The 10,174-nt window shown below is 63.4% G+C and carries 8 protein-coding genes and 1 pseudogene; 1 reads left to right on the top strand and 8 read right to left on the bottom strand.

All coding sequences use genetic code 11. From position 1 onward, the window contains the following. Nucleotides 1-400: pseudogene (locus AC1D00_RS11915) on the top strand (MlaD family protein); the annotation flags it as partial. 40 nt (nucleotides 401-440) lie between these two features. Here the strand turns inward: AC1D00_RS11915 and AC1D00_RS11910 are convergent. The 8 genes from AC1D00_RS11910 to urtB all read right to left on the bottom strand — a co-directional run bounded on the left by AC1D00_RS11910 (nucleotide 441) and on the right by urtB (nucleotide 10,161). Further along, the gene (locus tag AC1D00_RS11910; RefSeq protein ID WP_477010799.1) at nucleotides 441-3,422 is read right to left on the bottom strand and encodes an autotransporter outer membrane beta-barrel domain-containing protein; all 2,982 of its coding nucleotides are present in this window, start codon (nucleotides 3,420-3,422) and stop codon (nucleotides 441-443) included. Between the two features lie 379 nt (nucleotides 3,423-3,801). Continuing rightward, a complete protein-coding gene (locus tag AC1D00_RS11905; RefSeq protein WP_477010798.1) occupies nucleotides 3,802-4,842 on the bottom strand; it encodes an aliphatic amidase in 1,041 nt (346 codons plus the stop codon). A gap of 38 nt (nucleotides 4,843-4,880) precedes the next feature. Continuing rightward, a complete protein-coding gene (locus AC1D00_RS11900) occupies nucleotides 4,881-5,258 on the bottom strand; it encodes an FmdB family zinc ribbon protein (protein WP_477010797.1) in 378 nt (125 codons plus the stop codon). Nucleotides 5,259-5,350: 92 nt separating this feature from the next. Continuing rightward, nucleotides 5,351-6,580, bottom strand: a complete 1,230-nt coding sequence (gene fmdA / locus AC1D00_RS11895; protein ID WP_027542198.1) for a formamidase — start codon at nucleotides 6,578-6,580, stop codon at nucleotides 5,351-5,353. A 27-nt stretch (nucleotides 6,581-6,607) separates the two neighbouring features. Next, entirely contained in the window at nucleotides 6,608-7,297 is a 690-nt protein-coding gene (gene urtE / locus AC1D00_RS11890) for an urea ABC transporter ATP-binding subunit UrtE (RefSeq protein ID WP_477010796.1), read from the bottom strand. A gap of 10 nt (nucleotides 7,298-7,307) precedes the next feature. Continuing rightward, on the bottom strand, nucleotides 7,308-8,063 hold the full coding sequence (urtD, locus tag AC1D00_RS11885) for an urea ABC transporter ATP-binding protein UrtD (protein WP_011083791.1): 756 nt from the start codon (nucleotides 8,061-8,063) through the stop codon (nucleotides 7,308-7,310). A gap of 10 nt (nucleotides 8,064-8,073) precedes the next feature. Next, the gene (gene urtC, locus AC1D00_RS11880) at nucleotides 8,074-9,216 is read right to left on the bottom strand and encodes an urea ABC transporter permease subunit UrtC (RefSeq protein ID WP_135179142.1); all 1,143 of its coding nucleotides are present in this window, start codon (nucleotides 9,214-9,216) and stop codon (nucleotides 8,074-8,076) included. Between the two features lie 18 nt (nucleotides 9,217-9,234). Beyond that, on the bottom strand, nucleotides 9,235-10,161 hold the full coding sequence (gene urtB, locus AC1D00_RS11875) for an urea ABC transporter permease subunit UrtB (protein WP_135179141.1): 927 nt from the start codon (nucleotides 10,159-10,161) through the stop codon (nucleotides 9,235-9,237). Between the last annotated feature and the right edge of the window lie 13 nt (nucleotides 10,162-10,174).

Below are 10,174 nucleotides of genomic sequence, written 5' to 3'. Positions count from 1 at the left end.
CGTCGACACCCTGCACAGTGTCGACCGCACGATCGTGAGCAATGCCCCCGCGATCAAGGAAGGGCTTCGCACATTCGAGAACTATAGCGCCGACCTCAGGAGCAAGGGCGGCGAAATCGATTCCGTGATGGCCAAGGTCGACAGCGCCTTCGCGGGATTCGACAAGGCGGTCACGAAGATCGAGGGCGTGGTGCCCGGCTTCGTCAATGRCAATGCCGACGAGCTGTTCGAGAAGATACAGGGGCTGCGCGAGCTGACCGAAACCATGAGGAAGAAGTCGGCGAGCTACATCGAGGACATTCGCCGTTCGCTGCTCGACGTCAGCGAGACCGCCAACAAGATGGCCGGCACGCCCGTGGCGCCGCGGCCGCCGCGCAAGCCCGCGCAGAAGAAGCAGTGATGCTCTTCCTTGTCCTCCCCTGGGGGAGGATAAGCCGCGCCTACCACGCGTAGCGCACGAGGCCCTTGCCGGCATAGGAACGCGTGACGTTCGAGAACTCGCCGTCGAAGGTTGCCGATGCGGACCAGCCGTTCATCCAGTTCACCTGCACCGACGCCGTGGTCAGCGCGGAATCGCGCGCCTGCGCGGCGCCATTCACGACGAAAGCCGATCCAGGCAGGGCCTGAAACACCGCGCCGACGGTACGATCCGGATTGTAGTCATGCGCCCAGGCAACGCGGCCGCGCAGCGTCATCAGGCCGCCGGCAGCGGCAAATGACCTGTCCGCGCGCAGGCCGAGCTCGGTGCGGGTGCTGGTCACGTCCTTGGCGGCATAGTTGAGGGCGAAGACGCTGCTGCCGGCCACAGCGAACTCCGAGTAGCCCGGAAGGCTGAACATGGTGGCCTGGAGCGCCGCATAGGGCGTGACGCCGATCCATGACATCGCGTGGCGGTAGCCACCCTCGACACGGCCCGAAAACGCGTTGGTATTGAACTGGGCGCGCAGCTGGTCGAACCCGGCGGCAGTGACGACGCGATTGGTGGTCACATCCTGCCAGCCATAGGCCAGCGCAGCCGTGATATAGGCCGGTCCGGCGGTATGACGCACGAAAGCGCCGGCCTGGAACAGGTCGGAGTGACCCCAGCCGAGGCCGGTGACGCCGAAGCTGGTGCCGCCGCCGGCAAGCGCGAAGCCGGCGATGGTCGACGGCGAGAAACGGTAGTCGAGACCGACGGCCGTGCCGTAGATGCTGCTGGTGGTGTTGTTCGAGCCGAGGCCGGCATTGCCGTCGGTCGTCTGGGAGCCGCCGTAGCCGGCCGCCCACACGTCCCAGCGCTGCTCGAAAGTCGCGGCCGGTGCCTTGCGGTAGATCGAGGCGAACGCGTCGCGCGCGCTCTTGTCACGCGGGATCTTGCCTGCCGCGGCATGAGCACTTGCGCTCGCGTCATCGGCATACGGCGTCGCACCTGAAGTGCCGCTGCGTCCCGAGCCGTAGACTTCGGTCAGCAGGCCGAGGAACAGATTCATCGCGTTGAATGTCGTCTGCTGCGAACCTGTCGCCGACTCGCCGGAAGCCTGCGTCAAGCCGTTGGGGCCGAGGCCCGCGAATTCGGCTTGCAGGAAACCATTGGCGTTGAAGAAGTTCTGAAGCGTCGTGGCGACGTTCTTCTGATTGATGCTGAGGGCGTACTTCGCGCCATAGTCGAGCGTGAAATTGAGATAGACGGTGCCGCCAGGGTTCACGCTGGTCGTGGCGATGAGACCACCGGGCGCGGCAACGCCGACAAAGTTGTCGGTAGCCGAGCCGGAAAACTGCATGATCTTGTAGTGCGGCAATATGGTGCTGCCGGCAGAGAGCGAGACGCCGACGGTGCCATTCAGGGTAACGTTGCCGACAACGTTTGCAAAACTCGCAGTGGTTCCGCTGCCGACCTGCACGAGGTACAGCGCACCGGACTGGAAGGCGAGGTCACCCAGAACCAGCATGCTCGAGCCGGGGCCGCCGTCACCAGGCGCATAGATGCCACCGCTGGCGATAACGGTGTTGCCGACGATCCCTGCGCCGAACAGCGCGCCGCCCGCGTTGACGGTGGTCAGGCTCGATTGCGAGATATTGCCATCGACCCGCAGGATGCCGCCATTGATCGTGGTGGTGCCGGTATAGGTGTTCGTGCCGGAGAGGATCAGCGTGCCGCTGCCGACCTTTTCCAGCGAGCCCGGACCGGCGGGGCCGCAACTGCAGGGATCGTAGTCGCCGATGACACCGCTGACCTCGGTCGAGCGGTTGTTGCCGCCGACGACGAGCGTGTTGCCGCCGCCGATGTAATAGAAGCCGCTGCCTTCGATCGAGCCGGCCGTGATGCGGCCGTCGCTGTTGGGACCGACGCTGACCCCGAAATCCACGATGCCTGTCCCGGTGGTGACGAAGCGCGCATTGCCGCCGGTGGAATTGTCGAAGAACTCGGTCTTGCCGCCGTCCCTGGTGATGATGGTGGCATTGCCGGCCGTGGTGAACGCGCCGAAATTGGTCCGGCCGCCGAACTCGTTGACGATCGTCGCGTTGCCCGCGGTCGCGGTGTCGGATCCACTCAGCGTACCAAACACAGTCCCGCTGAGATCATTGTTCACGATGGTCGCCGAGCCGGCCGAGGATTGCTCGAGGAACGCGACGCCGCCACCATTCTGGTTGGTGATGCTGGCCGTGCCCGCGTTGGTGCGGCCAAAGAAGCTGGTCAAACCGCCATCATTGATGATGGTCGCCCGGCCAGCCGTCGCGGTATCGGTCCCGCCACCGGCCAGATCGCCGAAATACACCTGGCCGCTGTTGGTGATCACCATCGCGCTCGCGGAGGTCGCGTTGAGAAACGTCGTCGTGCCGGAGAAGTCGTTGAGCAGCGACGTGATGCCCGACGTGTCGGCATTGACGATCTTGAACAGGCCCTCGTTGGTGACGGCGCCGATGATGCCGGCGGTATGGGTCGCATCGCCAAGCTGCAACGAGCCGCAGTTGCAGATGAACGTGGCGCCGGAATAGGTGTTGGCGCCGAGCAACGCCAGGATGCCGGGCCCCTGCACGGAGATGCCGCCGCTGCCCGTGATGCGGGAAGCAATCGCGGCCGAGGGGGCTCCGCTGCCCGTGACATCATTGGTGAAGAACGTGGTGCCGCCCGGGGCCAGCCTGAGGTCGCCGCCCTGGATGGTATAGATCGAGCCATCGCCGGTGAGATCGAAGCCCACGAGACTGGTGAGCTGCACGCCGCCTGGCGTAACCGTCACCGTGCCGCCTGTGGCCGGCGTCGAGGGACCGCCGCTGCCGAACGTTGTGCCGGATGACGACGGATCGTAAGCGGTGCTGGTCGAACCGGAGAAATCCGTCCAGTTGGTGGTGGTCGAGTCCCAGACGCCGCCGCCGCCATTGACGGCACCGTTCGGCGTAGTCTGCGATCCGTTGAAGAATTGCTGCGCTCCGGCGGAGGTCATGGCGGCAGATGCGCCCAAGGTGAGGCCGACCCAGAATGCCGTGCGAATTGCGACAGTGCTCAGGTGCGAGCAACCCGGCCCGCTCGATCGCAACCAAACTTCCACACTCTTCCCCTCACGGACGGCGCTCCTGGCGGCACCGCGCGGAACTTAGGCCATGAGGATGACCGGTAGAACCGGTGCGCGTCGAGAATCCGCCAATGGCAAAGCAACCTGAACAGATTCAAGCGTCCATGTTGCAACCGCGCCACGGTTTGCCGGGCGCCATTCCCATTCCGCGCATGCGCAGACCTCTCGGAACGTCGGCGCTTATGGACGGCCATTCACATCCATGGCCGATCATCCAGGCATCGAGCTCAACCTGCGCCGCCGGCGATGGCTAGTAATTCGACGCCGCCGCCTCGTTCGGAATGCCGTCGATGGGACACTCGTCGGTCCCCGGCGTCGAGCGGGTCATCGCCTCGACCATGTCGCGCGTGCCTTCGGGATCGGCGATCCAGTTCTTGTAGAAATCATACGGACACGCCGCAACGCCGCGCGGGCTTTCGCCGGAATTGATCATGCCGGTGTAGCCGCGATGGACCAGCTTGTAGAGATGGTTCTGCGACTGACCATTGCGGCGCGCATCGCGGATCAGATGTTTCGACAGCTGGGCGTACTGGATGCCGTAATCCTCTTCGCCGCACTCGCCGAGTGTGCGGCCATCGAAGCCGATGATCGCGGAGTGGCCGAAATAGGAATAGACGCCGTCGAAGCCGGCGGCATTGGCGACCGCGACATAGACATTGTTGGCCCATGCCATGGCCTTGGAGATCAGGACCTGCTGCTCCTTGGCCGGATACATGTAGCCCTGGCAACGCACGATCAGCTCGGCGCCCTTCATGGCGCAGTCACGCCAGATTTCCGGGTAGTTGCCGTCGTCGCAGATGATCAGGCTGACCTTGAGGCCTTTCGGGCCGTCGGAGACATAGGTGCAGTTGCCGGGATACCAGCCCTCGATCGGCACCCACGGCATGATCTTGCGGTACTTCTGGACGATCTCGCCCTTGTCGTTCATCAGGATCAAGGTGTTGTAGGGCGCCTTGTGCGGGTGCTCCTCGTGGCGCTCGCCGGTCAGCGAGAACACGCCCCACACTTTCGCCTTGCGGCAGGCTTCGGCAAAGATCGCGGTCTCTTCACCGGGGACCGCCGAAGCGGTCTCATACATCTCCTTGGAGTCGTACATGATCCCCTGGGTGGAGTATTCGGGGAAGATCACGAGGTCCATGCCGGGCAGGCCGACCTTCATGCCCACCACCATGTCGGCGATCTTGCGGGCGTTGTCGAGCACCTCGGCCTTGGTGTGAAGGCGGGGCATCTTGTAGTTGACCACTGCAACGCCGACGGCGTCGTTGCTGCTGGAAATGTCACCGTGAAGCATTTCGGCGCTCCTTACCTGTTTGATGTTGGCGCGTGGCGTCAGTGGCTGATCATCCAGGGGCGCGCGGTGGGAAAACCCTTGGCGCCGCTCTTGCTCTTGGTCATCAGCCGCGCCGGCTTCTTCTTGTCCGCCGTGCCCTTGTCCTTGACCGTCTTGCCCGTGGAGCAGCAGCCGCAGCCGGGACCGTGCGAGGCCTTGTATTGTGCGAGCGTCTGCGGCGCGTGCGTGCTGCGCTCGTTGACGGCGTGCGCCTTGCGCTTTTCCGCCGGCATGCAGAAGAAATTCGGTGCCGTCAGGATCACCCGCGGCGCCATGCTCTCGCAATGCGGACAGCTTTGCGGATCGTCGCATTCCGCCATCGGGCGCAGGTCCTTGAACGGACCGCAGTCGTCACAGAGATATTCATAGACCGGCATCGCATCATCCCCACGCTCTTGCCTGTTCAACGCACCTCGCGGCGGATGCGGGGCGGCAAATGCGCGCCGTCCCGCATCCCGTCGCGCAGGGATCATTTGTCCGGCGAGATCGGCATCTGGATATCGCCCGTGATGTGCTTGATGGGTCCTGCCGCCGACGGCATCACGTCGAAGTCGAAGATCTCGGTCGGCAGCCACAGCGTGGCGCAGGCGTTGGGCACGTCGACCACGCCGGAGATGTGGCCCTGGCACGGCGCGGTGCCGAGGATCGAGTAGGCCTGCGCGCCGGAGTAGCCGAACTTCTTCAGGTACTCGATGGCGTTGAGGCAGGCCTGGCGATAGGCGATGTGGACGTCGAGATAGTGCTGCTTGCCGGCCTCATCCACCGAGATGCCTTCGAAGATCAGATAGTCCTTGTAGTTCGGCGTGATCGGCGACGGCTTGAAGATCGGATTCTTGATGCCGTATTTCGCCATCCCGTCCTTGATCACCTCGACCTTCAGATGCAGCCAGCCGGCCATCTCGATCGCGCCGCAGAAGGTGATCTCGCCGTCGCCCTGGCTGAAGTGCAGGTCGCCCATCGAGAGACCGGCGCCGGGCACATAGACCGGGAAGTAGATCTTCGATCCGCGCGACAGGTCCTTGATGTCGCAATTGCCGCCATGCTCGCGCGGCGGCACGGTGCGCGCGCCTTCGGCGCCGATCTTGGCCTTGACGTCGCCCTTGGCGCGGCCGCCATGGGCGGTCGGCGCGAACGGCGGGTTGGCGAGGCCTGGCACGCGGGTCGGATTGGTCGAGATCAGCTCGGCCTCGCGCTTGTTCCACATGTCCAGCATCTTCGGATCGGGCAGACAGCCGATCAGGCCGGGATGGATCAGGCCGGCGAAGTTGACGCCGGGAACGTGACGCGACGAGGTGTAGAGGCCCTTGATGTCCCAGATCGACTTCTGCGCCAGCGGGAAATGGTCGGTGAGGAAGCCGCCGCCGTTCTGCTTGGAGAAGAAGCCGTTGAAGCCCCACAGGCTCTCCTTCATCGGGCCGACGTCGAGCAGGTCGACGACCAGGAGATCGCCGGGCTCGGCGCCCTTGACGCCGATTGGACCGGAGAGGAAGTGCACGATCGAGAGGTCGATGTCGCGCACGTCGTCGGCGGAATCGTTGTTCTTGATGAAGCCGCCGGTCCAGTCATAGGTCTCGATGATGAAATCGTCGCCGGGATTGACCCAGGCCACGATCGGGATGTCGGGGTGCCAGCGGTTATGCACCATGTCATTTTCGTAAGCCGACTTGGTGAGATCGACCTTGATCAGTGTCTCTGGCATCGAGATGCTCCCCTTTTACACGGTTGGTTAGACGGACAGATATTTGGACACCTGCGCGGCATCGACGGCGTCGCGCGGATCGTCACGGACGATCTCGCCGTTCTCGATCACCAGCACGCGGTCGGCGATATCGAGTGCGAAGCTCAGGAGCTGCTCGGACACGACGATCGACAGGCCCTTCTCGTCGCGGATGCGCTTCAAGGTGCGCGCCATGTCCTTGATGATCGAGGGCTGGATGCCTTCGGTCGGCTCATCCAGCAGCAGCACCTTCGGCTTGGTCGCGAGCGCGCGTGCGATCGCGAGCTGCTGCTGCTGGCCGCCGGAGAGATTGCCGCCGCGGCGCCCCTTCATCTCCAGCAGCACCGGGAATAGTTCGTAGATGTCTTCAGGCACCTCGGTCCCGCCGGAGACGACGAGGCCGGTCTCGATGTTCTCCTTCACCGTCATGGTGGAGAAAATCATGCGCCCCTGCGGCACATAGGCGAGGCCCTTGGCCACCCGCTCGTAGCTCGGCAGACCGCCGAGCTCGGCGCCGTCCATGGTCACCGAGCCACTCTTGGCGGGCAGGATGCCCATCAGCGATTTCATCAGCGTGGTCTTGCCCATGCCGTTGCGCCCCATAATCGCGACGATCTCGTTCGGCGCGACATTGACGTTGAGCCCGTGCAGCACCTCGCTCTGGCCGTAGGCAACGTGAAGATCGGAAATTGCCAGCATCATCGCGCTCCTAGTGACCGAGATAGACTTCGACGACCTTGGGATCGTTCTTCACCTTCTCCATGGTGCCCTCGGAGAGGATCTGGCCCTGGTGGAGCACGGTGACCTTGTGCGCGATGTCCTCGACGAATTTCATGTCGTGCTCGATCACCAGCACCGAACGGTTCTTGATGATGCGGTTGAGAAGCTCGGCGGTCTTGGCGCGCTCGGACACGCTCATGCCGGCGACGGGCTCGTCCAGCATCAAGAGGTCCGGGTCCTGGATCAGCAGCATGCCGATCTCGAGCCATTGCTTCTGGCCGTGACTGAGCAGATCGGCGTTCACGTTGAGCCGGTCCTTCAGGAAGATCATCTCGGCGACCTCGTGCACCCGGTCGCGCACGGCGGCGTCGCGGGTGAAGGTCAGTGCGCCGAACACCGAGCGGCCGCGCGGATAGGAGATCTCCAGATTCTCGAACACCGTGAGATCGTCGTAGATCGAGGGGTTCTGGAATTTGCGGCCGACGCCGGTCTTGACGATCTCGTTTTCCTTCATCCGCGTCAGCTCCTTGCCACGGAACTGGATCGAGCCCGACGTTGCTTTGGTCTTGCCGCAGATCAGGTCGAGCACGGTGGTCTTGCCGGCACCGTTGGGGCCGATGATGACGCGGATCTCGTTCTCGTCGACATAGAAGGAGAGATCGTTGACCGCCTTGAAGCCGTCGAAAGACACCGTCAGCGCCTCGACCGCGAGCAGGAATTCCTTGGGCTGGTGACCTACGAGCATGATGATCTCCTCACTCTGCCGGGGCGCCGTCGGCGACCGAACTGTCGGTCCAGCCGTCAGGCTTCGGTTTGCGCGACGAGATCAGGCGATCGATGCGCGGCTGCACGTAGTCGCCCCAGATCCCAGCGAGACCGTTCGGGAAGGCCAGGACCACGGCGATGAACAATCCGCCAAGACCGAACAGCCACAATTCGGGAAAGGTTTCCGACAGGCTGGTCTTGGCGAAGTTGACCAGCAGCGTGCCGTAGACCGCGCCGAGGATCGAGAGCCGGCCGCCGACCGCGGTGTAGATCACCATCTCGATCGACGGCACGATGCCGACGAAGGACGGCGACATGAAGCCGACATTGAGCGCGAACATGGCGCCGCCGATCGCAGCGAACACGGCGGCGATGCAGAAGGCGAAGATCTTGAAGTTCGCGACGCTGTAGCCGGAGAAGCGGACCCGGTCCTCCTTCTCCCGCATCGCGACGAGGATGCGCCCGAGCTTTGAGTGACGGACGAACTGCGCGATCATGATGCAGGCGAACAGCAGTCCGACCTCGAAGAAGTACAGCACGATCTTGGCGTGATCAGGCCGGATGTCCCAGCCCTTCAACGTCCGCAGGTCGGTCATGCCGTTGATGCCGCCGGTGTAGCCCTGCTGTCCCACGATCAGGATGGTGAGGATGGCCGCGACCGCCTGGGTGATGATGGCGAAGTAGGTGCCGCCGACCCGGCGCTTGAACATCGCGGTGCCGATGATGAGAGCGAAGATGCCAGGCACGAGAACGATTGCGGCGATCGTGAAGGTGAGGCTGCTGAATGGCTTCCAGAACAGCGGCAGCGTGGTGATCTGATTCCAGTCCATGAAATCGGGAATGCCGGGCGTCGACTGGATCTTGGTGTTCTCCACGCTCGACGCCTCGAGCTTGAGGAACATCGCCATGCAGTAGCCGCCGAGCCCGAAGAACACGCCCTGACCGAGGCTGAGAATGCCGCCATAGCCCCAGCAGATCACCAGGCCGAGCGCGACGAAGGCGTAGGTCAGGTATTTTGCGACCAGATTGAGCCTGAAGACATCAAGCGTGAGCGGTAGGATCACCACCAGGAAGACCGCGAGCACCAGAATTCCGATGAACTCCGATCGGTTGAAGAAGCGATTGTCGGTCATTGCATCAGCCCCAGTTTCTCACTTGCGGACCTTGAGGGCGAACAGCCCTTGCGGCCGCAGCATCAGGATTCCGACAACCGCGAGCAACGTCAGCACTTTCGCCATCGAGCCCGACATGAAGAATTCGAGGGTGGATTGCGTCTGCGAGATCGAGAAGGCCGAGGCGATGGTGCCGATCAAACTGGCGGCGCCGCCGAACACGACCACCAGGAACGTATCGACGATGTAGAGCTGCCCAGAGGTTGGCCCGGTGGAGCCGATCATCGTGAAGGCGCTGCCGGCGACACCGGCGATGCCGCAACCGAGACCGAAGGTGTAGCGATCGACCTTTTCGGTGTTGATGCCCACCGCGCCAGCCATGATGCGGTTCTGCACGACAGCGCGGACCTGGCGGCCCCAGCGCGACTTGTACATGACATAGGCGACGCCGATGGTGATCAGCACAGTGAGGCACATCACGAAGACGCCGTTGATCGGCACCTCGATGCTGTCGGTCACGTGCAGCGAGCCGAGCATCCATTGCGGCAGCTCGACGCCGACCTCGCGCGCGCCGAACACGGAACGATAGGCCTGCTGCAACATCAGGCTGAGGCCCCAGGTGGCGAGCAGCGTATCGAGCGGGCGCTTGTAGAGGTGCCGTATCAGCACCCATTCCACCAGCATGCCCAGCGCGCCGGACGCGACGAAGGCCAGGATCATCGCGAGGAAGAAGTAGCCGCTGAACAGGCTCGGCAAGTAGGTCTGGAATAGATTGGAGGTCATCCAGGTGACGTAGGCCCCGAGGATCATGAACTCGCCATGGGCCATGTTGATGACGCCCATCTGGCCGAAGATGATCGCAAGACCAAGCGCCATCAGCACGTAGACCGAGAACAGGATCAGTCCCGCAAAACCCTGCATGACGAAGATGGAGCCAAGGTCGCCAATCGAGTAGTCGCCGAACATCGATGTCCTCCGT

The sequence above is a fragment of the Bradyrhizobium sp. P2_E8 genome (assembly GCF_056403875.1).
This window is presented reverse-complemented; position numbering and strand designations above follow the sequence as displayed.

Excerpts from the sequence above, each read along its gene's own strand:
- AC1D00_RS11910 (WP_477010799.1), bottom strand. The coding sequence starts at position 3,422 with ATGACCTCCGCCGGAGCGCAGCAATTCTTCAACGGATCGCAGACTACG.
- AC1D00_RS11905 (WP_477010798.1), bottom strand. The coding sequence starts at position 4,842 with ATGCTTCACGGTGACATTTCCAGCAGCAACGACGCCGTCGGCGTTGCA.
- AC1D00_RS11900 (WP_477010797.1), bottom strand. The coding sequence starts at position 5,258 with ATGCCGGTCTATGAATATCTCTGTGACGACTGCGGTCCGTTCAAGGAC.
- fmdA (WP_027542198.1), bottom strand. The coding sequence starts at position 6,580 with ATGCCAGAGACACTGATCAAGGTCGATCTCACCAAGTCGGCTTACGAA.
- urtE (WP_477010796.1), bottom strand. The coding sequence starts at position 7,297 with ATGCTGGCAATTTCCGATCTTCACGTTGCCTACGGCCAGAGCGAGGTG.
- urtD (WP_011083791.1), bottom strand. The coding sequence starts at position 8,063 with ATGCTCGTAGGTCACCAGCCCAAGGAATTCCTGCTCGCGGTCGAGGCG.
- urtC (WP_135179142.1), bottom strand. The coding sequence starts at position 9,216 with ATGACCGACAATCGCTTCTTCAACCGATCGGAGTTCATCGGAATTCTG.
- urtB (WP_135179141.1), bottom strand. The coding sequence starts at position 10,161 with ATGTTCGGCGACTACTCGATTGGCGACCTTGGCTCCATCTTCGTCATG.